22 protein-coding genes are annotated in these 25,107 nt (G+C 60.6%); 11 read left to right on the plus strand and 11 right to left on the minus strand.

Annotated elements, in window-relative coordinates:
- Window positions 1–175: 175 nt before the first annotated feature.
- From O3306_RS20425 to O3306_RS20435, 3 genes are all read right to left on the minus strand, one after another.
- Window positions 176–2,230: a hybrid sensor histidine kinase/response regulator gene (locus tag O3306_RS20425; RefSeq protein WP_272010790.1), complete on the minus strand. Its 2,055-nt coding sequence runs from the start codon at window positions 2,228–2,230 to the stop codon at window positions 176–178.
- Window positions 2,231–2,578: 348 nt separating this feature from the next.
- A complete protein-coding gene (locus tag O3306_RS20430) occupies window positions 2,579–3,745 on the minus strand; it encodes an RsmB/NOP family class I SAM-dependent RNA methyltransferase (protein ID WP_272010792.1) in 1,167 nt (388 codons plus the stop codon).
- 67 nt (window positions 3,746–3,812) lie between these two features.
- Window positions 3,813–3,998: a hypothetical protein gene (locus O3306_RS20435; RefSeq protein WP_272010795.1), complete on the minus strand. Its 186-nt coding sequence runs from the start codon at window positions 3,996–3,998 to the stop codon at window positions 3,813–3,815.
- Window positions 3,999–4,151: 153 nt separating this feature from the next.
- On the opposite strand from O3306_RS20435, the gene O3306_RS20440 reads away from it, so the two are divergent.
- From O3306_RS20440 to O3306_RS20450, 3 genes are read left to right on the plus strand one after another with little or no spacing between them, the layout of a single operon-like run.
- Entirely contained in the window at window positions 4,152–5,129 is a 978-nt protein-coding gene (locus O3306_RS20440) for a TAXI family TRAP transporter solute-binding subunit (RefSeq protein WP_272010797.1), read from the plus strand.
- Window positions 5,129–5,608, plus strand: a complete 480-nt coding sequence (locus O3306_RS20445) for a DUF1850 domain-containing protein (protein WP_272010800.1) — start codon at window positions 5,129–5,131, stop codon at window positions 5,606–5,608. Before O3306_RS20440 ends, O3306_RS20445 begins: the two co-directional genes overlap by 1 nt.
- A 2-nt stretch (window positions 5,609–5,610) precedes the next feature.
- Window positions 5,611–7,827, plus strand: a complete 2,217-nt coding sequence (locus tag O3306_RS20450) for a TRAP transporter permease (protein ID WP_272010802.1) — start codon at window positions 5,611–5,613, stop codon at window positions 7,825–7,827.
- 361 nt (window positions 7,828–8,188) lie between these two features.
- On the opposite strand, the gene O3306_RS20455 is transcribed toward O3306_RS20450, so the two are convergent.
- From O3306_RS20455 to O3306_RS20480, 6 genes are all read right to left on the minus strand, one after another.
- Window positions 8,189–9,493: a branched-chain amino acid ABC transporter permease gene (locus tag O3306_RS20455; RefSeq protein ID WP_272010805.1), complete on the minus strand. Its 1,305-nt coding sequence runs from the start codon at window positions 9,491–9,493 to the stop codon at window positions 8,189–8,191.
- Window positions 9,490–10,500 carry a branched-chain amino acid ABC transporter permease gene (locus tag O3306_RS20460; protein WP_272010807.1) on the minus strand — a complete coding sequence of 337 codons (1,011 nt, stop codon included), beginning with the start codon at window positions 10,498–10,500 and terminating at the stop codon, window positions 9,490–9,492. Before O3306_RS20460 ends, O3306_RS20455 begins: the two co-directional genes overlap by 4 nt.
- 52 nt (window positions 10,501–10,552) lie before the next feature.
- Entirely contained in the window at window positions 10,553–11,341 is a 789-nt protein-coding gene (locus O3306_RS20465) for an ABC transporter ATP-binding protein (RefSeq protein ID WP_272010810.1), read from the minus strand.
- A 124-nt stretch (window positions 11,342–11,465) separates the two neighbouring features.
- Window positions 11,466–12,248 (minus strand): ABC transporter ATP-binding protein, encoded by a 783-nt coding sequence (locus O3306_RS20470; protein WP_272010812.1) that lies wholly within the window; start codon window positions 12,246–12,248, stop codon window positions 11,466–11,468.
- Window positions 12,249–12,538: 290 nt separating this feature from the next.
- The gene (locus O3306_RS20475) at window positions 12,539–13,723 is read right to left on the minus strand and encodes an ABC transporter substrate-binding protein (protein ID WP_272010814.1); all 1,185 of its coding nucleotides are present in this window, start codon (window positions 13,721–13,723) and stop codon (window positions 12,539–12,541) included.
- A 412-nt stretch (window positions 13,724–14,135) separates the two neighbouring features.
- Window positions 14,136–14,768 carry a TetR family transcriptional regulator C-terminal domain-containing protein gene (locus O3306_RS20480; protein WP_272010816.1) on the minus strand — a complete coding sequence of 211 codons (633 nt, stop codon included), beginning with the start codon at window positions 14,766–14,768 and terminating at the stop codon, window positions 14,136–14,138.
- A gap of 134 nt (window positions 14,769–14,902) precedes the next feature.
- Here O3306_RS20480 and O3306_RS20485 point away from each other — a divergent pair, with 134 nt between their 5' ends.
- The 4 genes from O3306_RS20485 (at window position 14,903) to ilvN (ending at window position 20,301) form a co-directional block, all read left to right on the plus strand.
- Window positions 14,903–15,718: a HalD/BesD family halogenase gene (locus O3306_RS20485; protein ID WP_272010818.1), complete on the plus strand. Its 816-nt coding sequence runs from the start codon at window positions 14,903–14,905 to the stop codon at window positions 15,716–15,718.
- A gap of 87 nt (window positions 15,719–15,805) precedes the next feature.
- Window positions 15,806–17,407 (plus strand): ABC transporter substrate-binding protein, encoded by a 1,602-nt coding sequence (locus O3306_RS20490; protein WP_272010821.1) that lies wholly within the window; start codon window positions 15,806–15,808, stop codon window positions 17,405–17,407.
- Between the two features lie 488 nt (window positions 17,408–17,895).
- On the plus strand, window positions 17,896–19,650 hold the full coding sequence (locus tag O3306_RS20495; RefSeq protein WP_272010824.1) for an acetolactate synthase 3 large subunit: 1,755 nt from the start codon (window positions 17,896–17,898) through the stop codon (window positions 19,648–19,650).
- A 90-nt stretch (window positions 19,651–19,740) separates the two neighbouring features.
- On the plus strand, window positions 19,741–20,301 hold the full coding sequence (gene ilvN / locus O3306_RS20500) for an acetolactate synthase small subunit (RefSeq protein ID WP_272010826.1): 561 nt from the start codon (window positions 19,741–19,743) through the stop codon (window positions 20,299–20,301).
- A gap of 120 nt (window positions 20,302–20,421) precedes the next feature.
- Here the strand turns inward: ilvN and O3306_RS20505 are convergent, their stop codons facing one another.
- Window positions 20,422–20,793, minus strand: coding sequence for a hypothetical protein (locus tag O3306_RS20505; RefSeq protein WP_272010829.1), 372 nt, complete (start codon window positions 20,791–20,793; stop codon window positions 20,422–20,424).
- 243 nt (window positions 20,794–21,036) lie between these two features.
- Here O3306_RS20505 and O3306_RS20510 point away from each other — a divergent pair, with 243 nt between their 5' ends.
- The 3 genes from O3306_RS20510 to O3306_RS20520 all read left to right on the plus strand — a co-directional run bounded on the left by O3306_RS20510 (window position 21,037) and on the right by O3306_RS20520 (window position 23,438).
- The gene (locus tag O3306_RS20510) at window positions 21,037–21,867 is read left to right on the plus strand and encodes a helix-turn-helix domain-containing protein (RefSeq protein WP_272010832.1); all 831 of its coding nucleotides are present in this window, start codon (window positions 21,037–21,039) and stop codon (window positions 21,865–21,867) included.
- 201 nt (window positions 21,868–22,068) lie between these two features.
- Window positions 22,069–23,229, plus strand: coding sequence for an aromatic ring-hydroxylating oxygenase subunit alpha (locus O3306_RS20515; protein WP_272010835.1), 1,161 nt, complete (start codon window positions 22,069–22,071; stop codon window positions 23,227–23,229).
- On the plus strand, window positions 23,226–23,438 hold the full coding sequence (locus O3306_RS20520) for a hypothetical protein (RefSeq protein WP_272010838.1): 213 nt from the start codon (window positions 23,226–23,228) through the stop codon (window positions 23,436–23,438). Before O3306_RS20515 ends, O3306_RS20520 begins: the two co-directional genes overlap by 4 nt.
- A 51-nt stretch (window positions 23,439–23,489) precedes the next feature.
- On the opposite strand, the gene O3306_RS20525 is transcribed toward O3306_RS20520, so the two are convergent.
- Complete coding sequence (locus O3306_RS20525) at window positions 23,490–24,113, minus strand: class I SAM-dependent methyltransferase (RefSeq protein ID WP_272010841.1); 624 nt, start codon at window positions 24,111–24,113, stop codon at window positions 23,490–23,492.
- Between the two features lie 89 nt (window positions 24,114–24,202).
- Between O3306_RS20525 and O3306_RS20530 the strand changes: the two genes are divergently transcribed.
- The gene (locus O3306_RS20530) at window positions 24,203–25,090 is read left to right on the plus strand and encodes a LysR family transcriptional regulator (protein WP_272010843.1); all 888 of its coding nucleotides are present in this window, start codon (window positions 24,203–24,205) and stop codon (window positions 25,088–25,090) included.
- Window positions 25,091–25,107 lie beyond the last annotated feature (17 nt).

Here is a 25,107-nt window from a genome sequence, read left to right on the forward strand (position 1 = left end):
CGCGCCATAAATGGCGTGGCGCGCGCTGGCTCTCTCTTCGCACAAGAGCCGGGATCAGCATAAGACAAGCGTGTTGCATCTAATTTGACGCTTAGATCAGCAGCAAGGCGTCCATACCACTCAAAGGACGGTGGGCGTTTCTGAAATTTCGCGGATTCGGAAAAGCCGCGAAACGCTATAGCTGGCGCTGGACGATTTCCGTCAGATCCGTCAGCGAGAAGGGTTTGGGCAGGAACACGGAGTTGGGGATGCGCGCCTGAGTATCGCCGAAATCCTCTTCGGCATAGCCCGACACAAAGACAACCCGCGCATCGGGGCGAGATTTCAGGGCCTGCTGCACCCAACTGGGGCCATCCATGCCGGGCATCACCACATCGGTGACGAAAACGTCGATGTCGAGCGCCGCATCCTCGAGCAACTCCAACGCATCCTCGGCTGATTCCGCCTCCAGCACCGTAAAGCCACGCATCTGCAAAGCGCGCGAGGCAAAGGCGCGGACAGGCGCCTCGTCCTCCACCAGCAGGACGACCCCACCCGCTGGCGCATCGTCCGGCATCGGTTCGACTGTGGATTCGGGTTTATCCTCGACCGGATCATGCGCAGGCAACAGCAGGAAGAACTGGCTGCCTGCGCCAAATTCACTGTCAACAAAGATAAAGCCACCGGTCTGCTTGACGATCCCGTAGACAGTCGACAGCCCCAGTCCCGTGCCCTCGCCCGTGCGCTTGGTGGTAAAAAACGGCTCGAACACTTTCTGCAGTTTATCGGGAGCAATTCCCTCCCCTTCGTCGGCCACCGTCACCTTGACGTATCGGCCCGGGGCCACGACCGCGCGATCACGGGCGAGCGGCGCGGTCAGCGTGACATTTTCGGTTGTCAGGCGGATTTCTCCACCCTCTAGCATCGCGTCGCGCGCGTTGACCACCAGATTCATCACCACCTGTTCCAGCTGCCGCTTGTCCGCCCGGATCGACCACAGCGCCGGGTCATGGGTCAGCGACAGGATCACCTTTTCGCCCACCAGCCGGTTGAGCAGATGAGTGAGGTCCGACATTGCGTCGCGCAGATCCATCACCTCGGGGCGCAGCGTCTGCTTGCGGGAATAGGCGAGCAGCTGGCTGACCAGAGAGGCGGCGCGATTGGCATTATGATTGATCTGCACCAGATCGTTGTAATCGCTATCGCCCTGATCGTGTCGCAAGAGCAGCAGGTCGCAATGGCCCGAGATCGCCGTAAGCAAGTTGTTGAAATCATGCGCCACTCCGCCCGCCAACTGGCCAATCGCCTGCATTTTCTGGCTTTGGACGAACTGCGCTTCCAGTGATTTCAACTCGGTCGCGTCGTTCAACACGGCGATCAGGACGGTACGACCCTCTTCACTGGCCCTATTCAGCGTGACCTGCACAAAGGTATCCCGATCCTCGCGCTTGACCCGCAGAAACTCCGAATGCAGGGTTCCGCGCCCTTTCGCAGCGTCTCCCAGCCAATCCGGGATCGACCGACCCAGCCCTTCAAGCAACTCGGTGATCGACCGCCCGCGACATTCGTCCGCGCCCAGAAGTTCGCGTGCGGGCAGGTTCGACAGCTGAATCTCCCCACCTGGGTCCAGTTTCAGCAGCGGCACCGGCAATTCGTCGAAGAACGCCCAGCCGTCGGGCTGCCGCTCGGTTGCGGCGACGCCGGGTAACAGGAACACCTCGCGCCGCCCGGCCATCCCTTCCAGCGCGACGGTCAGACATGATTGCAGACCGTCACGGGTGCTGATGTCATTGAACTGCCCCGACCGCAGCGGCAGCTTGGGACAGATCCGGTCCAGCGTGCGGGCTCGCTCACCCACCAGATTGCGTGCCGCGTCGTTCATGAAGAGCACTGCGTTGTTGCGCCCGACGGTGATCATCGGCAGCGGCAGTGGATCGGCCCGGCGCGCGGCCATGTCCGCCGAACGCTCGATCCGCCACAAGAACCACTCCTCCCCGGCGCGGTGCACGCTCAACCGGATATGACCTGAGGCCGTGACCAGATCCTCATGTGCCGATCCGCGGGCCGTGGCCGTGGATTTCAATCGAAAGAGCGCCGCGCCGGGATTGGCAAGCACGCTTTGCAAAGCCCCGGCGAGCGTTTCGGCGTGGTTCGCCCGATAGGCTTTTTGTGCGGCATCGTTCGCGCAGATGATCATACCGCTGTCGTTGGTGACGATACTGGGCGCCGCGTCGTGTTTGATCAAGGCCATCACAGATTGCCCCGATATGCGGCTGACAGACCGCCGATAAAGCGTAATACCGCCGATCCAAAAAGCCGCAAAGCCCAAAACCGCCGCGACACTGGCCATCGCCAACCGGGCATTCCCCGAAGGCGCCAACAGCGCCGCCCCCCAAAAAAGAGCGCTGCGGCGAAGATCAGGGCGGCCCGCGGCTGACCCCGAGCAACAGCGCGCCGGAACGGTCCCATTGTTTGTGAAGGCATGGCTAAGGGCTCGGAATCCTGTAAACGCGACTCGGTTCCCCAACTTTTGGTTCAAAATGCTTAAGAGGCACTTAATGCCGCAAGTTGTACGCCATCAGGGTTGCAGAACGATTTATCACTCTCGCAATAAGTGCGCCACGAAAAACCCGTCCCCATCGGCGCTTATAGGCAAGCGTGCAACGGTCCCTACCATCCAGCCCGAGTGGCGTTCGGCAAACCGAGCGATCTGTTGCTCGTTCTCCTCGCGCAGGACGGAACACGTGGCATAGACCAGCCGCCCGCCCGGCCCGACCAGTGTTGCGGCCGCATCCAAGATCTCGGCCTGCACATCTAACAGCCTCGCAAGATCGGCCTCTGTCAGGCGCCATTTCGCCTCCGGCGCACGCCGCCATGTGCCGCTGCCGGAACAGGGCGCGTCGCACAAAACCAGGTCAAAGGGTGCAGCGCTTTGCAACTCGGCCGCCTCCAGCTGCCCGATCTGCACACCCGCCCGTTCTGCCCGCGCCGGCAGATCCTTCATCCGGGCCGAGTCGGCATCATGCGCATAAACCTCGGCCTCCAGCCGCGCAGCGAGTGCTAGCGCCTTGCCACCGCCACCGGCGCAATAGTCCAGAATGCGGGCACCCCGCGGCAGATCAATTGTCTGCATCGCCCATTGGCTGGCGCTGTCCTGAAGCTCGACAAGACCGTCCTGATATGCCGCCGACATGGCGACTTTTCTAGGATTTTCCGTAACCTGCAACGCGGTATTCACGTCGTCCAGCGGCACGGCCACGATCCCGTCATCGGCAAGAACGCGCAGCGCTTCTGCCACGTTTGTCTTGCGGAGATTGACCCGAAGCGTGACCGGCGCGCGGGCCCGCAGTGCCATCGCCGCCGTCTCGGCATCTGCCCCAAGCGACGCCTGAAAGCGGCTCACCAACCATGGCTGCAGATCAAGCCGGTCGGCATCGGTCACAGGTGGGGTGCCCACCGCGCATTCGGCCGCGCTAAGCGGTTCGGGCGCATGCCCCTCCCCGGTAAAGAGGGTTGCCGGGTCAATCCCCTCGGCGCGCAACGCCCCGATCATGCGACCGCGACCCGTCTCGGCCCCTCCGAGGCAGGCGTAGGATCGCCAGCAGCGTAACGCCTGAAACACGTGATCGCGCACCGCCGCGCGATCCTTGGAGCCTGCAAACCGCGAACGGCGTGCCCAACCTGTCAGCGCCCGCTCTGCCGCGACCCCTTCCGCAATTGCATCAAGTATCTCGATCGCGGCGTGAACGCGCGCGCCGGGCGTCATGCCTGTACCATGGTCTGAAAACTGCGAAATATCACTTGAGAAACTTCCTTCATATCATTGATATTCATCAACTTGGCAAACCCGACAGTTCGGGCCCGCCGGACGTGATCCGCATCACGTAGGCTGCTCTTTCCATGCACCCATTCTCTCTCTTACTCAACACGTTCCAGACCTCTTTGTCGCGGCCATTTGTCTGGTCCGTTGCCATCTTGCCCGCGTCCTGCCCAACTTCGATGGTTTGCATGAATTTCATCCGGCCAGCTCATGCAATTTGCCATGGACAACGCACCACATCCTCGCGAAGATGTGACACCTCGGGGACTAAGCCTTGGATCAGCAACAAGATTTGCTTGCCGACCGACTTGGCGCCCCCAGCGTATGCAGTCTGTCAATAAAGGGGAACACCATGAAACTGTCACGCCGTATTTTTCTAAGCGGAGTCGCTGCAGCGCCGCTGCTGCAAACGACCGCCCTGCCCGGACTTGCCGCAGACCGCGTCTTCTTTGGCATCGCCACGGGCGGCACTGGCGGCACCTATTATCCCTTGGGCGGGATGCTGGCGCAGTTGATCTCGAACACCGCCGAAATCCCGGACACCAAGCTGTCGGCCACGGCCGAAACCGGCAATGCGTCGGTCGCCAATGCGCAGCTTCTGGGGCGCGGCGAGATTGAATCCGCCTTTGTCGCTGCCGATATTCTGGATGCCGCCTACAAGGGTATCAACCAGTTCGACGGCACGCCGAACGAGAACATCCGCGCCATCGGGGCGCTTTACCCCGAGACGGTTCAGCTTGTCGTGCGTGCTGATTCCGGCATCGAGACTTTCAAAGACCTCAAGGGCAAGACGATCTCCTCAGGTTCTCCGGGATCGGGCCAGTGGCAACTGCTGGGCGATCTGCTGGAATCGCACGGCATGACCCGCGAAGACGTGTCCGAGGATTTCTCGTCCTTCTCGCAATCGGTCGACAAGATCAAGGATGGCAACCTCGATGCTTCGCTGATCACGGCAGGGTCGCCCACCTCGTCGGTCACCGATCTGGCCAACGGTCACGAAATCCGCATCGTGCCACTGAACGGGCCCGCGATCGCCAAGCTGCAGGAAACGCAGCCCTATTACGCGAACGCGATCCTCGCAGGCGGCACCTACAAGGGCCAGGATGACGATGTCGAAACGCTCGCCGTGCGGGCCATCTGGGCCACCCATGCCGATGTTTCCGACGATATCATCTATGCCGTGACCAAGGCGCTTTACGAGAACACCGAAACGCTGGGCAACGTGCACCCCAAGGGCAAGGAAATCTCGCTCGACAAGGCGCTGGAAAGCGTGTCGGTGCCGCTGCATCCGGGCGCCGAGAAATACTATACGGAAAAAGGCATCAAGTGATGTCGCCATATGGCACCTTTGGTGCCCTTGGGATGGCCTTTGGGGCCATCCTTTCCATGGCCGTCATGGCCCATTCGGCGCCTTCACTTTGTCTCAGCAGCTATCCGGACAATCAGCCAGTCAACGCCTATCCGCTCGACCAAAACGGCGCGTTCGCTCTGGGGTTCATTCATTCCGTCTCGGGCACGCCGGTTGTAGACACCTACCAGATCGACGCCGGAGAAATCGTTCAGACCTCGGAAATCTTTCAGGCGCATGGCGCTGGCCTGCCCTCGTTGGGCAATGAAATGAACGCGACCGGATGGCGCCACGAGAACGGGAAATTCATTCTGGATCTTGAGCGTCCCATCGGTGAGATGATAGTGCGCGTCCAGCCAAAATACGAAAACACCCTGCATATCGCAGACCAATCCATTGCGCTTGCATCCCTGGGCCATTCCGTCCTTCGGATCGCGGCCTGCGACCCATCGTCGGAGTAAACATGTCAGAGACCCAACACACCGCAGCCCCAGATGACCGCGAACTGACCCCCGATGAAATCGAAGCGCTGGTGCGCGAATACGATTCTGAATCGAACTTCCGCGACCTCAAAGGGCTGGTTGCCCGGCTTGTCACCGTCGCCTGCGTTACCTTGTCGATCTTTCATGTCTACACCGCCGGTTTCGGCCTGCTGAACGAAGTCACGCACCGAACCATCCACCTGACCTTTGTCATGGGGCTGGTGTTTCTGGTCTTTCCGCGCCGCCGCGCCGAACCTACCCGCCGCCTGTGGATTGACAGCGCGATTTTCGGAACCTTCTACCTCTACATCATCTACGATCTTGTCAGGGCATTACCGCCCACCGCTCTGACCTATCTGTTTGCAGCGGCGATGGTAGGGTTGACCATCCTGACTCTGCCGATCAAGGGCCGCGGCCTGCCGGGCAGCAAAGTGGCACTGCGCGACTGGGCCTTTGCGATCCTGGGGGCCGGGTTCTCGCTCTATCTCGTGGTGTTCTTCCGCGACGTGTTCATCACCAACGTGGGCTCTCCGCGACCGCAAGAATACATGATGGGCCTTATCGCCATCATCATGACGCTGGAGGCAACGCGCCGCACCATGGGGCCGACCTTGGCCTTCATCGGGGTGTTCTGCATCGTCTATGCGATCCTTGGCCCCTACATGCCCGGTATCATGGGCCATCGCGGCTATAACATCCTGCGCATCATCAACCATCTCTATGTCGGAACCGAAGGCATCTACGGCGTCGCTGTCGGCGTCGTGGCGACCTATGTTTTCCACTTCGTGCTGTTCGGCATCCTCGCCCAGATGAGCGGGCTGGGGCAGCTCTTCATCGATCTGGCCACTATCGTCGCGGGCCGTGCATCGGGTGGCAGCGCCAAGGTGTCCGTGGTGTCCTCGGGCTTTTTCGGGATGATCTCCGGCTCTCCGATCGCCAATACGGTGACGACGGGTGCATTCACGATCCCGCTGATGAAGAAATCCGGCTTCACGCCGCGTTTCGCCGGCGCCATCGAGGCATCCGCATCCTGCGGTGGGCAGGTCACGCCGCCGATCATGGGCGCGTCGGCCTTCGTGATGACCGAAATGCTGGGAGTTCCCTATAACGAGATCATCCTGATCGCGATCATTCCAGCTGCGTTCCACTATCTGGCGATCATGCTGATGGTCCATCTCGAGGCCAAGCGTCTGGGCTTGTCGGGGTTGTCCGCCGACAAGATCCCCCAGTTCCGTGCCGTGCTCGGCAAATCATGGCATCTCTTCGTGCCGCTTGGCGTCATGGTGGCGTTGCTGTTGATGCAGTACACGCCGTTTCTGGCCGCCTTCTGGGGCATCATCCTGACAATCGTGTTTTCCTACGTACCGCTGATCATGCGGGCATTCGGAGATACGTCGATGGACATGGACACTGTACTTACCCCGCCGCGCCTTGTGCGCGGCTTCGAGGATGGCGCGAAATTCGCCCTTGGCATCGGGGCCGCCTGTGCCTGCGTGGGCTTCCTTCTGGGAATCACGACGCTGACCGGGCTGGGGTTCAAGTTTTCTGCCGCAGTCGTGGAACTGGCCTATGATCTGGCCGGGCTCATCACCGCGATGGATTTCACCGGCCTGCTGAATGAAAAGAGCATGGCGCTGTTCTTTGGCCTCGTCTTCGTTGCAATCGCCTGCATCATCATGGGGGCGGGTATCCCGACGACGCCGACCTACATCATACTTGCGTCCATCGCAGCCCCTGCCCTGATGAAATTCGACGTTCCGTTGATCGCCACGCATTTCTTCGTGTTCTATTTCGGCGTTCTGGCGGATGTGACACCCCCTGTGGCGCTGGCCGCCTATGCCGCGGCCGGGCTTGCACGATCCGATCCGATGCAGACAGGCATGACCGCCTTCCGCCTGTCGATGGGCAAGGCGCTGGTGCCCTTCATGTTCATCTACGCGCCCAGCCTGCTTTTTGTCGATTTCTCGATCGTTGAATTCGTGGCGGCGCTGATCAGCGGGATTGTCTGTATCATAGCCCTGTCTGCCGCCTATATCGGCTACTTCAAGGGGCCGTTGAATACGTTGGACAAGGTTGCGTTAACCATCGGAGGCTTGCTGCTGATCTCGACCTCGTGGCTGGCGATGGCGATCGGCGGCGCGCTGGTGTTGGTGATATTCCTTCGCAACGCACGAGATGCCGCGCTCGCGCCCGGCTGATCTCGTGTTTGACGCTGACCACCTGCGCACGTGGCGTCGTCGTGGGTGGTCAGCCTGCGGTAGCGTCTAATCGCTCTGCTTGCCGCGCTTCTTTCCGGAGATGCGCGGCTTCAACCGCGTCAGCGTTGCGCTCGACCAAGGCAGAACGAGGTTCTGCAAGCGTGCCCGATGATAAAAACCCAGACGATCAGCATCACCGCTGAAGCTGCGCGAGCGACCGGCTTATGTCATCCTCGAATTCCTGTTGGAACCGCCGAGTGATGACGGAAAGGACCGGTCGCGCGCCTTTGGGCATGGGCGGTCATCTTTTCTGTGCGTCTTGTGCCTGACCGCCAACGCCCTTCGCCGGGGGATCTGCCCGCTACTTCTCGGGGATCAGGCCCCGCGGGCTGAACCGCAGCACCAACAGCAGAACCAGCCCCATCGTCAGCAACCGCATATGCGCCGCCGATTCCAGCAGATGTGTCTTCAGCCAGTAGCCATCCGCCATGCCCGAGGTGATCAAGTCCATCAGCAACCGTCCCATCGGTTCGACCTGAACCCAGAGGAACCAAATCAGAAACCCGCCCAGAACAGCGCCGAAATTGTTGCCCGATCCTCCGACGATCACCATCACCCAGATCAGGAAGGTAAAGCGCAGCGGCTGATAGCTGCTGGGCGTCAGTTGCCCGTCCAGCGTGGTCATCATCGCGCCTGCGATGCCGCAAATCGCGCTGCCAAGGATGAAAACCTGCAAGTGTCGTTTCTTGACATCCTTGCCCATGGCTTCGGCGGCGACCTCATTGTCGCGGATCGCCCGCAGCATCCGCCCCCAGGGGCTTGCCAGCGCCTTTTGCGCCATCCACAAAAGCACCAGCAAGACGATCAGGAACAGCACGCCATAGAGCAGTTTCACATAGAGCGTCGAGGCGATCACCGGATCCAGCCCGAGGCCGGCTGCCCGGTCCACGAACCCCGGATCATTCTGCAGGTCGATCTCGAAGGGCACCGGGCGCGGAATACCGATCACGTTCTTCACGCCGCGCGACAGCCAATCCTCGTTCTTGAGCACAGCAATGATGATTTCCGCGATCCCCAGTGTCGCGATCGCAAGGTAATCCGAGCGCAACCCGAGGGCAGTCCGGCCGATCACCCAGGCCGCGCCCGCCGCCAATACACCGCCCACAGGCCAAGCGAGGATCACCGGCAGCCCCAAACCGCCAAGATAGCCGGTGGCGGCAGGATCCACCGCCTCGATACGCGCGACGCCGGGATCCAGCACCGCGCGGTAGATGAAGAACCCCGCAACCAGAATGACGATCATCGCCACGCTTCGCTGCCAACCCTTCTTCATCGCCCGGTACACCAGCACCGCAGCGATGATGGTCGCGGCCCCCAGGACCAGCGCCAGCAGCACGCGCACCCCACCCTGGGCCCAGGCCTCGGTGGTGGGTGGCATCGCAACCAGGACAGTGGCAAGCCCCCCCAGCGCGACGAACCCCATCACCCCGATGTTGAAGAGCCCGGCAAAGCCCCATTGCAGGTTCACCCCCAACGCCATGATCGCCGAGATCAGCCCCATGTTGAGGATCAGCAGCGCCGAGTTCCAGCTTTGCAAGAAGCCGGTCAGCAAGATCAGCACCCCGACAAGGGCAAACAGACCGATGTTTTTCACGTTGACGCTCATACCGACTGCCCCTTGAACAATCCCGTTGGTTTGAACAGCAGCACGATCAGCAGGATCACGAAGCTGACCGCGAACTTGTAATCGGTGCTCAGAAGCTGGACCAGCCCGTCGGGCGCCAGGCTATCGGGCATCAAGTACCCAAGCACCTTTTTCCAGGCATAGGTGATCGTCACCTCAGAGAAGGCGATCACGAAGCCGCCAGCGATGGCCCCGAGCGGGTTGCCGAGGCCGCCGACAATGGCGCTGGCAAAGATCGGCAGCAGCAATTGGAAGTAGGTGAACGGTTTGAACGACTTGTCCAAGCCGTAGAGCACCCCGGCCACGGTCGCCAGTGCCGCGACAATGACCCAGGTCAGCATCACCACGCGCTCAGGATTAACGCCCGAGAGCAGCGCCAGATCCTCGTTATCCGAATAGGCGCGCATGGATTTGCCCGCACGTGTGCGATTCAGAAACCAGAACAGCAGCGCCACCACGATAATCGCGGTGATCAGGGTGATGACCTGCGTGGATTTGATCGCCAGCCCTTCGGCCAGACCGGTCATCTCTTTGAAATCGCGTGCAGAAATCAAGAAACGCTCACCATCAAGGAACCGCTGGTCGTCGGGGCCGATGATCAGCCGGACGATCCCGTTCATGATGAACATCACCCCCATGGAGACGATCACCAGGATCACCGGCTTGGCCTTTTTTTCGCGGTAGAAGCGATAAACAACGCGGTCGGTTGCCAGCAGTAGCAAGACACATCCCAGGATCCCGAACGGCAGCGCCAGCAGCGCGGTGGGCAACGGCCCAAGGCTGACCCCCAGAGACTGTAACCACCACGTCACCAGGACGGTGATCATCGCACCAAAGGCCATCGTGTCGCCATGCGCGAAATTGGAGAACCGCAGGATGCCGTAGACCAGCGTGACCCCGAGCGCGCCAAGCGCCAGTTGGCTGCCATAGGCGATACCGGGGATCAGTACATAATTGGAGAGCGCGACAATCGCGTTGAGAAAGTCCATCAATCAATCGCCCCGTTGCCGTGACAGGTGTCTTTGAAACTGTTTCGCATCATCATCCCCCAAGGAAACTCTTGCGCACTTCCTCGTCGGCCAGAAGCTCCTTGCCAGTGCCTGTATAGGCGTTGGCCCCCTGCACCAGCACATAGCCCTTGTCCGCGATCTCAAGCGCTTGCCGCGCGTTCTGCTCGACCATCAGGATCGGGATGCCGGTGCGTGCCACTTCGATGATGCGATCAAAAAGTTCGTCCATGACGATCGGGCTGACCCCGGCGGTGGGTTCATCCAGCATCAGCAGCTTGGGTTGTGTCATCAGCGCGCGGCCCACCGCCACCTGCTGACGCTGGCCACCCGAAAGTTCGCCGGCCAACTGGCGGCGCTTGTCGCGCAGGATCGGGAACAGATCATAAATCTGCTCCATCGTGCCCGAAAAATCATCGTTGCGAATGAACGCACCCATTTCCAGGTTTTCCTCCACCGTCATGGAGGTGAAGATGTTGTTCGTCTGCGGCACGAACCCCATGCCCTTGGCTACGCGGTCCTGCGGCGTCAGCGCGGTGATATCCTCACCGGCCAGCCGCACATGCCCCGCACGCAGGTCAAGCATGCCGAACACGGCCTTCATCGCCGTCGACTTGCCCGCACCGTTGGGCCCGACGATCACCGCGATTTCGCCCTTTTCCACGGCGATGGTGCAGTCGTGCAGGATGTCCGGCCCGTTGCCATAACCGCCGGTCATGCCTTGTCCGATCAGAAACGGCTCGTCAGCCGCCGCGGGCGTCGCACCACCATGTGCGGCGGATGGCGCGGTGTTGCCCCGGTCGCCGTAGGGATCACTGCTCATGTTTCTTTGCGCTCCAAATATCTTGCGGTGACGCCGCTGACGCGCCGACTACCCGAGGCCCGGGGACGGGCCGCACGGAAACCAACCCATGCGTCGTCACCACCGCGTTGCCAGATCAAGCCCCTCACGTGCCCACCTGCTCGCGGTTCTTCAGACCGGTGCCGAGATAGGCCTCGATCACCTGTTCGTTGGCCTTGATCTCGTCCAGATTGCCGGTGGCCAGAACTCGGCCCTCGGCCATGCAGATCACCGGATCGCAGAGGCGGGCAATGAAATCCATGTCATGCTCGATGACCACGAACGTATAGCCGCGCTCCTGGTTCAGGCGCAAAATCGCGTCGCCGATCACGTTCAGCAGGGTCCGGTTGACCCCTGCGCCGACTTCGTCAAGGAATACGATACGCGCATCGACCATCATCGTCCGGCCCAGTTCCAGCAGCTTCTTCTGCCCCCCAGAAATCTGGCCCGCCTTCTGCTCGGCCAGATGTTCGATGGTCAGGAATTCCAGAACCTCGTCAGCCTTGGCCCGCAGCGCGCGTTCCTCATCGGCGATACGTTTGCGGCCAAACCAGGTATTCCACAGCCGTTCACCCGATTGCCCGCCCGGCACCATCATCAGGTTCTCGCGGCAGCTCATGGAATGAAACTCATGCGCGATCTGAAAAGTACGCAGGACGCCCTTGTGAAACAGATCATGCGGCGCCAAGCCGGTAATATCCTCGCCCGCCATCGTCACCCGGCCCGATGTCGGCTTGTAAACGCCCGCGATCACGTTGAACAACGTCGTCTTGCCGGCGCCATTCGGCCCGATCAACCCTGTGATCGCCCCTTCTGCAAAGGAAAGGCTGGCACCATCGACGGCATGGAAGCCGCCGAAATGCTTGTGGAGATCCTCGACAACGATCATCCATGTTCTCCCTGTCCGCGGCCCGGCTTACAGCGGTCTGTCACGGGGCGGTTTCCGGTTCAGGCCCGTCATACTGCGCCACCCGTTACCCGGCAGAGCGTCTGCGGACCATGCTTTGCCCCGACCGTCTAAAGATAGTCACATTCGTTGTGAAGCCAGACTTTATCTTCTTTTGGCTTTGGCGTCGCCGCATCCATCCGACACCAGTCAGGCGACAAGCCGCGTGTAACCATGCGAACTGCCGACCCAGGCACAAGCCCGGGCCGGCAACCTTGGCATCGTTCAGAAGATCAGCGGAAGCCGACCTCCACCATCTTGCCGTCCTTCATCTCGATCTCGCGATAGGTGCCGGCGCTTTCGCCCGGTCCGATCAATTCGACCGCAGAGGCACCGACATAGTCGATATCGCCGCCATCCTTGAGGATCTGCAGCGCCTTATCCAACTCACCCGGCAGAATTTCTTCGCCCGGAGCGTTCGCCACATCCATCACTTTTTCCTTGTAGACTGCGGGATCGGTGGAACCGGCCGCCTGCATTGCCAGCAAGATCAGCGCGGCCGCATCGTAGGATTCCGGCGCGAAAGTACCGGTGGGATCGAAGCCCGCCGCCTTGCCGATTTCGGCAAACTTGGCCGGGCCGTCGCCCTGTGCGCTCGGAACCTGCCCAAAGGAGCCTTCGGTGCTGGCTGCAAAGTTTGCTTCCAGAGTTTCCGACACCATCCCGTCGGGGAACATGAACGTGTCGAAGGCACCCGAATCGAGCGCACCGTTGATGATTCCGGCACCGCCCTGATCAATGTATCCCACGATGATCAGAACTTCACCGCCAGCCGAGGCAAGTGCGCCCACTTCGGCGGAATAGTCAGCCTTGCCGTCTTCATGCGAGGCGTTCATCGTCACCGTGCCACCGGACTCTGTGAAGGCGCTCGCGACGCTGTCGGCAAGCCCCTTGCCGTAATCATTGTTGGTATAGGTGATCGCGACTTCCTTGATGCCACGATCGTTCAGAATGTCGGCCATCACCTGCCCCTGACGCGCGTCCGAGGGCGAGGTGCGGAAGAACAGTCCGTTATCCTCTACGGTGCTGAGCGCCGGCGAGGTGGCCGAGGGCGATATCATCACGATGCCGTTCGGAATGGCGGCGTTTTGCAGCACGGCGCCGGTTTCGCCCGAGCACATGCCGCCGACAATACCCTTCACCCCGTCCGAGGTGATCAAACGCTCGGCAGAAGAAACAGCAAGGCTTGCGTCGATGCAGCCGGTGTCACCCTGCACTGCGCTGACGGTCTGTCCGTCAAGGAATTTGCCTGACGCGTTGACCTGATCAATCGCGAGCTTCGCCCCGGAAGCCATATCCGGTGCGATCGATTCCAGCGGGCCGGTAAAGCCCAGCAGAATTCCCAGTTTCACGTCATCGGCATAAGCCGTCCCTGCCATCAGGGCGGTCGCCGCTGTGGCCATCAAGAGTTTTTTCATGGTTCGTCTCCCTTTAAGTGGAACATTAATCCGGAGCGGAGCCTAGGCAGCACGCATCGGAAAGAAAAGCCCCTTCCGAGGCGGTGCCAGAAGCACGCGGAACAGACAAAATACCCACCCCTGACAAAGGACAAGTGATTTTCGTCAATTGCCGCGCAAACCGTGGCACATTCCGGGATTAGAAACTTCTGGCACGACCTTGATTTCATTTCTGAAACCTTCATGATTCTTATCATTCCATTCAGCATCACGGCATCCGGAGGAAGCTTTGGTAGTGTCGGCCTATTCCGGCTTCATCATCTCGGTCGGCTTGTCCTTCATCTGGCTGGCCCAAACCGCAACCTGCGTCCAGAACCAGGGGACACTCTTTAAGCTCATGGCGCTTTGCGGTCCCGCCCTCCGGCAAAACCCGTCAATCAAGCTTGAGCTCTCGCGTGATGTAGTTCTGGCAGATCTCGATCGCCTGCTCGCCGGTGATCACGTCATCATGGATCGACAGACCGAGCCATAGCCCGTCAGATACCGCGATCAATCCAAGCGCCGCCCGCCGCGCGTCAATTTTCAGCCCCAGTTCGCGGGCTGCAGCGGTGAACATCCGCTCAACCCGGAGGATATAGTTACGATAGAGTTGGCGGTTCGCCACGCGCACCTGGTCATTGAAACGGGTTTCATGCCACAGGGCGAGGAACGCGGTCCGGTTGAGCTGCGTGAAGACCGGGGCTGTAAACAGCACGGATGGCATTTGATGCAACTTCTCGACGGCTGTTCCGTCAAACTTGTCCAGCGACTCTTTCACCATCAATGATATTTGCCCGAACAGATATTCGAGCGCGGCAACCATGACTTCGTCCTTGGTGGCGAAATAATGCCCCAACAAACCGCGCGAACTGCCCGCTGCGGTACAGATCGTGGATACCGTCGTGCCTGACACGCCGTACTCTGCAAGCGATCGAAGCGCGCCTTCCACCAATGATTTGCGCCGGTACTCGTTGATCTCCGCATGGGTGCGCGGTCGTTGTTTTTTTGTGGATTTCGGACTGATCACCTTGGCGGCTCCTGCTTGGTTCCGGCGGGTCATCCTAGCCGATGAAATCACAAATTAAAATGTTTGTTGAACGTCCAACTTTTTTATTGAGAATCATCTTTAGCCGTCATGGCACCACAGGGAGGAAAGCCAGAATGCGACCAGAAGACGTTGTAAACCTAGACACCTATCCAATTCTGGATCGGTCGAGCCCAGCCCGAACCGCGCTGGTCAACCGGCTACGCAAGGAACTGGAGACGAACCAATTCGTCTCGCTGCCTGATTTCATTCTGCCCGCCGCGCGTGACCGCGCCGTGGCCGATGCGGTCGAGGCCCTACCTCGCGCGCACCAGAACAATTCCAGGCGCAATTGCTATCTGCAAAGGCAGGGCGATCCCTCGCTTCCTGAGGATCACCCCCGCAACATCCTGCTGAATGCCAGCACCAAGATGCTCGCCTATGACAGGTTTTCCGACGCGTCCCCGGTCAAGGTATTGTACCACTGGGAACCGGTCCGCCAGATGGTGGCCGACATTGTCGGGGTCGAGACCCTTTACGACAACGCAGACCCCTGCCAGCCGGTCAATCTGCTTTGCTACGAACCCGGAGACAGTTCGGCGTGGCACTTCGATTCAGTGAATGCCTTTACCATGACGTTGATGCTGCAGGCAGCAGAGGTCGGCGGCGAATTCGAAATGGTTCCCAACACGCGCACGGACGACGACCAGAATTACGAATACGTCCGGCGCGTGGTTACCGGGCAATGCCCCCAGGATGCGGTGGCCGTCGCCCGAGAGGCCGGATCGCTATGCATTTTCCGCGGCTGCAATTCGCTGCACAGGGTATCGCCCGTAGAGGGCGACACCACGCGGATCATGGGCGTATTCGTCTACGAAAACGAACCCAACGTCGTCGGCGACCCCGAAGTGAACGCAACTGTCTATGGCGAACGCGACCGCGTCGCAGGCTAGACAAACGGGCGCGGCCAACGTGCCCCTCCAGAAAAAGCAGACCGGGGCGCAGCGACGCTCCGGCAACGACCAACAAGGGATCAAATCATGACCGGACTTATCCGCAACCCAAACTCCTTCCTCAGCGCCGATAACGGCCTGACACGCCGCGCCTTCATTCAGCGCGCCATGGCAACGGGGCTCTCTGTCTCGGCCGCATCGGCGTTGGCAGGTCGCGCCATGGCAGCAACACCCGTCAAGGGTGGGCATTTGCGCTTTGGCATCGGACACGGCAGCACCACCGATGTGCTCGACCCGGGACAAGTGCTCAACGGGCTCTTGTCCGCCACCCATTACGCCATCACCAACACGCTGACCGAAGTGGACACCGATGGCAGCCTCGTTCCCAAGCTTGCAATCGAGTGGGACGCAACGCCTGATGCCCGCATCTGGACGTTCAAACTGCGTCCCGGCATCGAGTTTCACAACGGCAAGACGCTGTCGGTGGAGGATGTCATCGCCTCGATCAATCATCACAGAGGCAAAGATTCCACGTCGTCCGCGGCAAGTATCGTTGCGGCGATTTCGTCCATCAAAGCCGATGGTACAGACAGAGTGTCTGTAGAGCTCTCCGGTGGCGACGCCGATTTCCCCTTCAAGCTCAGCAGCTTCAACTTTCCGATCTACGCCGCGCGGGAGGATGGTACACTCGCCTATGAAGACGGCAACGGTGTCGGTGCCTACAAGCTGGTCAGCTTCGAGCCCGGCGTGAGAACCACGTTCGAGAAGAACCCGAACTACTGGAACGAGGCGCGCGGCCATTTCGACAGTGCCGAACTGCTGTCGATCAAGGACGTGACCGCCCGGACCAGCGCGCTGCGGACCGGGGCGATCGACGGCATGGACCGAGTCGAACTCAAGACCGCAGCCCTGCTCAAGAAATCCGAAGGGATCGATGTGCACGAAGTCGAAGGCAAGACACATTATACCTTTCCGATGCACACCAATACCGGCCCGTTCGACAACAATGATGTGCGGATGGCGGTCAAGCTGGGGCTGGACCGCGAGGCGATGCTCGAAACGATCCTGTTTGGCCATGGGCAAATCGGAAACGACCACCCGATCAGCTCTGCTTACACCTATTTCAACGCCGATCTTGCACAGCGCAACTACGACCCGGATAAGGCCCGCTGGCACCTCAGCCAAGCTGGCCTCGACAGTATCGACCTGCAACTCAGCGCATCGGACGCGGCCTTTGGCGGCGCGGTGGATGCCGCCGTGCTTTACAAGGAACAGGCCGCCAAGGCGGGGATCAACATCACCGTCAAGCGCGAGCCGACAGATGGTTACTGGTCCGATGTGTGGATGGCCAAACCATGGTGCGCCTGTTACTGGCCGGGATACGCCACCCAGGATAGTATCTTTACCCAAGCCTATTCAAAGGGCGCGGCGTGGAATGACACGTTCTGGGACAACGAACATTTCAACTCCCTGCTTGTTCAGGCGAGATCGGAACTCGATCCGAAATTGCGCGGCGAGCTTTACGGCGAAATGCAGTCCCTGGTCCGCAATGACGGCGGGACGGTGGTGCCGTTCTTTGCCAACGATGTCTTTGCCACCTCCGACAAGGTCGCGTTCGACAAGGCCTCGAACAACTACGAAGTCGACGGAAGGCTCTTCCTGGAGCGCTGGTGGTTCAAGGCGACCTGACCGGAACGCCACAAGCAAAGCCGTGGCGTTATCACGACGCCGCGGCACCCTCTGTATCAGGCCCGCGGCGCGGGTGCTTTGGGTGAGATTGACGGTTGGCAAAGTTTGCCAGGGATCGCTATCTGTTACCCTGCGTTCACCACCATTGGCCTCATTCCATCGGCATTCCCGCCAAGTCGCGACCTGCCCGCGCAGCCACAGCCCCGCTTCTTTCGAATACCAGCCACTCCGCGCAACAAATGCAAAGAAAATGCCGATCTTGCGACATTTTCACCGCAATTGTCGCTTGACGGCTTCCGACCTCACCAATATTGTCTCGCACACGCAGCATAAGGAGCGCCCACGTGGCCCAACTAATCGTAGTCGTAATCGAATGGCGCATGGGCCGGTAACGGACACCCTGAACGGTACCCCATGCGCCCCCGAATTTTCGGGGGCTTTTTTATGCGTAAAACTTAAGGAATACATGTCATGAACGGAGCAAAGCAATGACACGTCAGATGACCGGAGCGAAAATGGTGGTCCAGGCCCTCAAGGATCAGGGCGTGGACGTCATATTCGGATATCCCGGTGGCGCGGTGCTACCGATCTATGACGAAGTGTTCCAGCAAAATGACATTCGCCACATTCTGGTGCGCCACGAACAGGGCGCGGTGCATGCCGCCGAAGGCTATGCACGCTCGACCGGCAAGCCGGGTGTCGTGCTCGTGACCTCCGGCCCGGGGGCAACCAACGCCGTGACCGGACTGACGGATGCGCTGATGGACAGTATCCCGATCGTCGTGCTGACCGGACAGGTGCCGACCTTCATGATCGGATCGGACGCCTTTCAGGAGGCCGATACCGTCGGCATCACCCGGCCCTGCACGAAACACAACTGGCTGGTCAAGGACACCGACCGGCTTTCCGGTGTGATCCACGAAGCATTTCATGTGGCCAGCGCAGGCCGGCCCGGCCCGGTGCTGATCGACATTCCCAAGGACGTGCAATTTGCCAGCGGCACCTACACCCCGCCGCAAAAGGTGCGGGTCAGCCATTACCAGCCGCAGGTCAAGGGCGACATGGAGGCGATCACCGAGCTGGTCGCAGCGCTGGAGACGGCCAAGCGCCCGATCTTCTATACCGGCGGTGGCGTGATCAATTCTGGGCCCGCCGCATCGCAACTTCTGCGCGAGTTGGTTGAGGCCACAGGCGTTCCGATCACGTCGACGCTGATGGGGCTTGGCGCCTATCCCGCGAGCGGTAAGCATTGGCTCGGGATGCTGGGCATGCACGGCCTCTACGAGGCGAACATGGCGATGCATGATTGCGACCTGATGATCAACATCGGCGCGCGCTTCGACGACCGGATCACCGGGCGGCTCGATGCGTTCTCGCCCGGCTCGAAAAAGGCGCATATCGACATCGACCCATCTTCGATCAACAAGGTGATCAAGGCCGATATCCCCATCGTGGGTGACGTCGCCCATGTGCTTGAGGACCTGCTGAAGGTCTGGAAATCGCGCGGCCGCAAGGTCAATCGCGAGGCGCTGACCAAATGGACCGCCAAGATCGATCAATGGCGCAAGGTCGATTGCCTGGCGTTCAAGCAGATCGGCAACGTGATCAAGCCGCAGCACGCGCTGGAACGGCTCGAGGCATTGACCAAGGACCACGACCGTTACATCTGTACCGAAGTGGGCCAGCACCAGATGTGGGCCGCGCAGTACCTGACTTTCGAGGATCCCAACCGCTGGATGACCTCCGGCGGCCTCGGCACGATGGGTTACGGCTTTCCGTCCTCCATCGGTGTGCAGATGGCCCATCCCGAGGCGCTGGTGATCAACGTCGCCGGTGAGGCAAGCTGGCTGATGAACATGCAGGAAATGGGCACTGCCGTGCAGTTCCGCCTGCCGGTGAAGCAGTTCATCCTGAACAACGAACGCCTCGGGATGGTTCGCCAATGGCAGGAATTGCTGCATGGCGAGCGGTATTCGCATTCCTGGTCCGAGGCGCTGCCCGACTTCGTCAAACTGGCCGAAGCGTTTGGCGCCAAGGGGATCAAATGCGACGACCCCGCCGATCTCGATGATGCGATCATGGAGATGATCAACCATGACGGCCCGGTGATCTTTGATTGTCTGGTGGAAAAGCACGAGAACTGCTTCCCGATGATCCCGTCGGGCAAAGCGCATAACGAGATGCTGATGGGCGAGGCATCAACCAAGGACGCCATCGATAACAAAGGCGCGGTGATGGTGTGATCTTGCGGGTGAGGCTTGCCCCACCCGCCCCACATCGCCACCTCAACCAGCCTCGCCTCACCGCAAACACCAGATAGAAGGACGATGAACATGTCCGCACTAAAAATCAAAAAAGGCGCGACCAAGCATTCCGCCTACAATCTACGCCCCACCTTCTCTGACGTGGAAGAGAGCCACACGCTGGCGGTCATCGTCGATAACGAGGCGGGCGTGTTGGCGCGCGTCATCGGCCTCTTTTCCGGGCGCGGCTACAACATCGACAGCCTGACCGTGGCCGAGATCGACCATGAAGGCCACACGTCCCGCATCACCATCGTCACCACCGGCACACCGCAGGTGATCGAGCAGATAAAGGCGCAGTTGGGCCGCATCGTCCCGGTGCATGAAGTGCATGACCTGACGGTGGAAGGTCGCTCGGTCGAGCGCGAACTGGCGTTGCTGAAGGTCGAAGGCAAGGACGAAAAGCGGGTCGAAGCGCTGCGTCTGGCGGATATCTTCCGCGCCAGCGTGGTCGACAGCACGCTCGACAGTTTCATCTTCGAGATCACCGGCACGCCGGCCAAGATCGACGCCTTTGCCGATCTCATGCGCCCCTTGGGGCTGTCGGACATGGCACGCACCGGCGTCGCCGCCCTGCCCCGCGGCATCTGAGCTGCGCGCCACGCCTAAGCCGGGCTTGTCACAGCCCGGCACACCCCGACCAAGTAAAAACGCGGGGTGTTTCCACCCCGCGCTTACATAACGCTTCACTGCTTTGGCTTGATCCGAGTCTCAGGCGATCTCGGCGCAACGCTGCGCCCGGAACGGCACAACATTTCCCGAATGCTCATTTTCGGAAGCAACGGACGTGGCCACTGGCATGTCGGTGCTGGTGTCTGGCAGGGCACCGGCATTGACACCCGCTTGGCGAAGCGCGCGAGACAAGGTTGGATGGCTTTCCTGTGCCACCAGACGCGGTTTGCGCGCCAGGCGCATCTCGCCGCCTTCGCAGAGGTCGAACGCGATCATGTCACCGGCTGTCAACCCCGCTGCGGCCCCGGCATCGCTGCCCTGCCCGCGGTAGAATGCCAGATCGCCATGATCCTCGCACCAGATCACAGCCCGGTCCTGAGCCTGATCACTCCAAAGAACGACACCGTGCATTTTACCGTGCATGTTTCCCCCAATCTTAAAAATCTTCATGCTAGGCAGAATGTCCTGCATAGCGCTCAAGGAACATGGTCAATTCAGCGTCCGCCGTGGTCCATTTGTGTCAATAAAGCCAAAAAATGACGCTAATTGGCGTCACCACTCGTGACAGCGGTGTAAAATCATGCTGCAATGGCTTGGAAAGACAACTTTGGGATGACGAGGCATGTATCGACTTGACCGGAATCAGTGTCAACCATGAACCGATTGGAATCGGAAGACCGCCCGCCGAACGGCGCGGATCCGGCCGAATTGCGCGCTGTCTTTGGCAATAATCTGCGTGCGCTGAGCGCCGAATATCCGTCGGTGGCCGGGCTCTGCCGCGAGCTCGGGATCAATCGGACACAGTTCAACCGCTATCTGTCCGGAGAGAGCTTCCCACGTCCTGACGTGCTCTACCGCATCTGCCAGTTCTTTGGCGTCGATGCGCGCATCCTGCTGGAACCGGCCGAAAACCTCGGCCGGACCCAAGCAGAGTATGATCTGCTCAGCCACCCGGAGCTGCAGGGTTACTTCGGACGAGCGCCGGTCGATGTGGACCCATCGCTGTTCCCCAGCGGGTTCTATCGGTTCGTGCGGCGCAGTTTCATCGAGGAAACCCAGTTTGTCCTCGGCCTCGTCTATATCTATCGCCGCGACGGCTATACCTTCCTGCGCGGGTTCGAGCCGCGCGAGGCGCTGCGCAAGCAAGGCATTTCGACCGCGCCGCGCGATCGCGAATTTCGAGGTATCGTGATGCGCCAGGAAGAGGGCATCATGATGATCGTCACCCATCAGAACGCCATGGCCTGTTCGTTCAACTTCCTCGCCCCCGAAACCTCGTTTCAGAAGAATCTCTGGGTGGGTTACGTGACCCGCACAGTGCGCGAAAAGATAACCGGCGTTCGCGCAACCCGCATGGTCTACGAACATCTGGGCAGCGACACGAGCGCCGTCCTGACCGCGGCCCGCCAGGCTGGGCTGATCGAGCGTTCGGCAGTCGCCCCCTTTCACGCCAACCTGCTGCAACTTGAGCAGCCGTTTCGCTGATACGAATCGCGATTGCGGGCCGGCGGCACCTTCAGCACTGAAACGCGTGGTGCCGCCGGGCACATCGGGGTTGTCCTTAATATGATCCGGCCACGCACCCCCATGCGCAATGTCGCCCTCAGAGAATTCGCGTCGCTGGCAGGCGGCTATGCGGTGACGGTTTCGGGCAGAGTCGAGCTCAGTCACGAGGGAGGTAGTCCAATGAACAAACCCATCACAGATCTGTCGAATGTCCGCGCCCCGGTCGAGACCGCCAACGGCCTGCCTAACGCCCATTACATCGACCCTGCGGTGTATGAAGAGGAAAAGCACGCGCTGCTCTACTCGCAATGGGCGGGCCTTGCCGTGGCCGCTGACGTGCCCGAGCCGGGCGATGCCGTGCCGATGGAGTTTCTCGGCATGCCCCTGCTGCTGATCCGCGACAAGGACGGAGAAGTGCGCGTCTTCCAGAATATCTGCCGCCACCGCGGAATGATTCTGGTCGAAGAGCCCCGCAAGATCGAGGGCGCGATCCGCTGCCCCTATCATTCGTGGTGCTACTCGACCAAGGGCAATCTGGTCAGCACACCGCATGTGGGCGGCCCCGGCCAGAACACCCACCCCGCCATCAAGCGCGACGAGTTGGGCCTGAACGTGGTGCGCAGCCATGTCTGGCGCGATGTGGTGTGGATCAACATGTCAGGCGATGCCCCGGAATTCGAAGTGGCGATGTCAGACATCATTGAACGCTGGTCAGAGTTCGAGCTGCCGCTCTATCACGGCGGCCATGACAGCAAATTCCAGCTTGAGGTTCAGACCAACTGGAAACTCGCCGTCGAGAACTATTGCGAAAGCTACCACCTGCCGTGGATCCATCCGGGGCTCAACAGCTATTCCCGGCTTGAGGATCACTACCACATCGAGAAACCCGGCGCGTTTTCGGGCCAGGGCACGATGGTGTACCGTCAGTTGCGCAATGAGCATGGGCAGACTTTCCCCGATTTCGAGGATGTGGGCGCAAAATGGAACGAGCAGGCCGAATATATCGCCGTCTATCCCAACGTCCTGCTAGGTGTGCACCGCGATCACGCCTTCACCATCATCCTTGAACCGAAGAGTCTGGACCGCACTGTCGAGCACATCCACCTCTACTACGCCGTGCCCGGCACCGACGAGGGCATGCGCGCGCGCAATACCCAGCTTTGGAAGGCCGTGTTCGAAGAGGATATCTTTGTCGTCGAGGGCATGCAGAAAGGCCGCCACGTGACCCAGTTCGACGGCGGACGGTTCTCGCCTGTCATGGACAGCCCGACACATTGCTTTCACGACTGGGTCGCCAGCAAGATGGATACCTACCGTGCGCGAGGCCAAGCGGCGGAATGAGCGACCTCGACACCGCCATGATCGCCGCACACGAGCAGCAGGACAGCGCGGCACTGATACGGCTCTACACAAGGGCGGCGGACGAGGCCAACGCCCTTGACGCCGCCTGTTTCTACCTCACCCACGCTTACGTGTTCGCGCTGGAGGCCGGCGCACCGGAGGCTGCCACACTGCGGTCGCGCTTGATTGCACATGGGCGCGAGGAATAGAGCGCCAGTGCCGGGCTGAAGCCCGGCACATGACCGCCCCCCCATCCATGATCAACGCCTGCGCGCCACCACGAAATGGCTGGGTGGCTTGGCCGGGTAGTCGCCTGTCTCAAGGATCTCGAACCCGGCGTCCGAAATCATCTCTTCAAGCTGCCTTGTGGTAAAAAATCCCACATGCGGTGCCTTTCCGACCATCTGCATGACGCGGATCGCCCACCGCAGAAACGGCCACCCACCCCCAAGACAGCCCGATTTCGAGATGAACAACCCACCCGGTTTGATTTGCGCATGTATCTCGCGCAGGGCTGCCGGGACATCTTCGAGAAGATGCAATATATTGAACGCCAAAACGGTGTCGAAGGGCGCGGCTGGGGGCTGCAGATCAAAGGCCTGCGTCGTGGCAAAGGTCAAATTTGCCGTGCCCGCCGCCTCAGCCCGGCCTTGCGCGATGCGGATCATCTCGCCCGAGATGTCTGTGCCTGTGAACTGCGCCACGTCCGGAGCCAGCCGCACCGCCGTCGAGCCTGTACCACAGCCAAGCTCCAGCACCCGGTCTGATGCCGCCAGGTACTGTCGCGTGCGCCTCATCGTGGTCTCGTAGGCGGTCGTGTCTGCAATCGGCTTCTGCGCGTATTTCGGGGCAATCCTGTCCCAGAATTCGGCATGCGTGGTCATCATCTGTCTCCTGAAATCTGGGGTTCTGGTAAACTGGCGCCGGACCAAAGGTAATTGCATATTTTCGACAGACTGTTATGCAAAAATGCATGAATTGGTCTTCTGTCACCTTTGACTGGAACCAGGTCCGCGCTTTTCTGGCGACCGTGGAACTTGGCTCGCTCTCGGCAGCTGCCCGTGCCCTTGGCCTGGCGCAACCAACGCTGGGCCGACAGGTCAGCGGGCTTGAGGAGGCGCTGGGCATCGTCCTGTTCGAACGGCGCGGCCGTACGTTGGTGCTCACCGCGTCCGGGCGCGACCTGCTGGATCATGTCCGCGCAATGGGCGACGCGGCCACCCGGATTTCGCTCACCGCGTCGGGCCACAGTCAGACTATCGCGGGCCAGGTCCGGATCAGCGCCAGCGATGTGGTTGCCGCGCACCTGCTGCCACCCATTCTTGACAGCCTGCGCAGCGACGCGCCGGGGCTCGAGATCGACATCGTGGCAACAAACGCAATCAGCGACCTGCGCCGCCGCGAGGCCGATATCGCCATTCGCCATGCGCGCCCTGATCAGCCCGACCTGATCGCGCGGCTTCTGCGCGACAGTTGGGCCGGGCTTTATGCCTCAAGACGTTACATCGAGCGGCATGGCAACCCCACACGGCCCCAAGATCTCAACGACGCGGCCTTTGTTGGTTTCGATGCCGACCACTCTCGGTTGCTCACCGGATTGAACGAGCTCGGCCTCTCGCTGTCGCGGAGCAACATCAAACTGGCCTCGCAAAGCGGCGTCGTCGCCTGGGAGATGGTGCGACAGGGGTTGGGCATCGGCGTGATGATGCACGACATCGCCGATCCCTGCCCCGAGATCATCCGCCTCCTGCCGGACCTGCCGGTGATCCCCGTTCCGATCTGGCTGACCACACATCGTGAATTGCACACCAGCCGCCGCATCCGGCTGGTCTTTGACCACCTGGCGGCGGCGCTCAGCTGAAAGGGATCGTTTGTCTG

This window comes from Roseovarius sp. ZX-A-9, assembly GCF_028369135.1.
Lineage (GTDB): Bacteria > Pseudomonadota > Alphaproteobacteria > Rhodobacterales > Rhodobacteraceae > Roseovarius.

What these genes read in the sequence shown, in the direction of transcription:
- O3306_RS20425 (WP_272010790.1), bottom strand. Translation starts at nt 2,230, where the DNA reads ATGGCCTTGATCAAACACGACGCGGCGCCCAGTATCGTCACCAACGAC.
- O3306_RS20430 (WP_272010792.1), bottom strand. Translation starts at nt 3,745, where the DNA reads ATGACGCCCGGCGCGCGCGTTCACGCCGCGATCGAGATACTTGATGCA.
- O3306_RS20435 (WP_272010795.1), bottom strand. Translation starts at nt 3,998, where the DNA reads ATGAAATTCATGCAAACCATCGAAGTTGGGCAGGACGCGGGCAAGATG.
- O3306_RS20440 (WP_272010797.1), top strand. Translation starts at nt 4,152, where the DNA reads ATGAAACTGTCACGCCGTATTTTTCTAAGCGGAGTCGCTGCAGCGCCG.
- O3306_RS20445 (WP_272010800.1), top strand. Translation starts at nt 5,129, where the DNA reads ATGTCGCCATATGGCACCTTTGGTGCCCTTGGGATGGCCTTTGGGGCC.
- O3306_RS20450 (WP_272010802.1), top strand. Translation starts at nt 5,611, where the DNA reads ATGTCAGAGACCCAACACACCGCAGCCCCAGATGACCGCGAACTGACC.
- O3306_RS20455 (WP_272010805.1), bottom strand. Translation starts at nt 9,493, where the DNA reads ATGAGCGTCAACGTGAAAAACATCGGTCTGTTTGCCCTTGTCGGGGTG.
- O3306_RS20460 (WP_272010807.1), bottom strand. Translation starts at nt 10,500, where the DNA reads ATGGACTTTCTCAACGCGATTGTCGCGCTCTCCAATTATGTACTGATC.
- O3306_RS20465 (WP_272010810.1), bottom strand. Translation starts at nt 11,341, where the DNA reads ATGAGCAGTGATCCCTACGGCGACCGGGGCAACACCGCGCCATCCGCC.
- O3306_RS20470 (WP_272010812.1), bottom strand. Translation starts at nt 12,248, where the DNA reads ATGATCGTTGTCGAGGATCTCCACAAGCATTTCGGCGGCTTCCATGCC.
- O3306_RS20475 (WP_272010814.1), bottom strand. Translation starts at nt 13,723, where the DNA reads ATGAAAAAACTCTTGATGGCCACAGCGGCGACCGCCCTGATGGCAGGG.
- O3306_RS20485 (WP_272010818.1), top strand. Translation starts at nt 14,903, where the DNA reads ATGCGACCAGAAGACGTTGTAAACCTAGACACCTATCCAATTCTGGAT.
- O3306_RS20490 (WP_272010821.1), top strand. Translation starts at nt 15,806, where the DNA reads ATGACCGGACTTATCCGCAACCCAAACTCCTTCCTCAGCGCCGATAAC.
- O3306_RS20495 (WP_272010824.1), top strand. Translation starts at nt 17,896, where the DNA reads ATGACACGTCAGATGACCGGAGCGAAAATGGTGGTCCAGGCCCTCAAG.
- ilvN (WP_272010826.1), top strand. Translation starts at nt 19,741, where the DNA reads ATGTCCGCACTAAAAATCAAAAAAGGCGCGACCAAGCATTCCGCCTAC.
- O3306_RS20505 (WP_272010829.1), bottom strand. Translation starts at nt 20,793, where the DNA reads ATGCACGGTGTCGTTCTTTGGAGTGATCAGGCTCAGGACCGGGCTGTG.
- O3306_RS20510 (WP_272010832.1), top strand. Translation starts at nt 21,037, where the DNA reads ATGAACCGATTGGAATCGGAAGACCGCCCGCCGAACGGCGCGGATCCG.
- O3306_RS20515 (WP_272010835.1), top strand. Translation starts at nt 22,069, where the DNA reads ATGAACAAACCCATCACAGATCTGTCGAATGTCCGCGCCCCGGTCGAG.
- O3306_RS20520 (WP_272010838.1), top strand. Translation starts at nt 23,226, where the DNA reads ATGAGCGACCTCGACACCGCCATGATCGCCGCACACGAGCAGCAGGAC.
- O3306_RS20525 (WP_272010841.1), bottom strand. Translation starts at nt 24,113, where the DNA reads ATGACCACGCATGCCGAATTCTGGGACAGGATTGCCCCGAAATACGCG.
- O3306_RS20530 (WP_272010843.1), top strand. Translation starts at nt 24,203, where the DNA reads ATGAATTGGTCTTCTGTCACCTTTGACTGGAACCAGGTCCGCGCTTTT.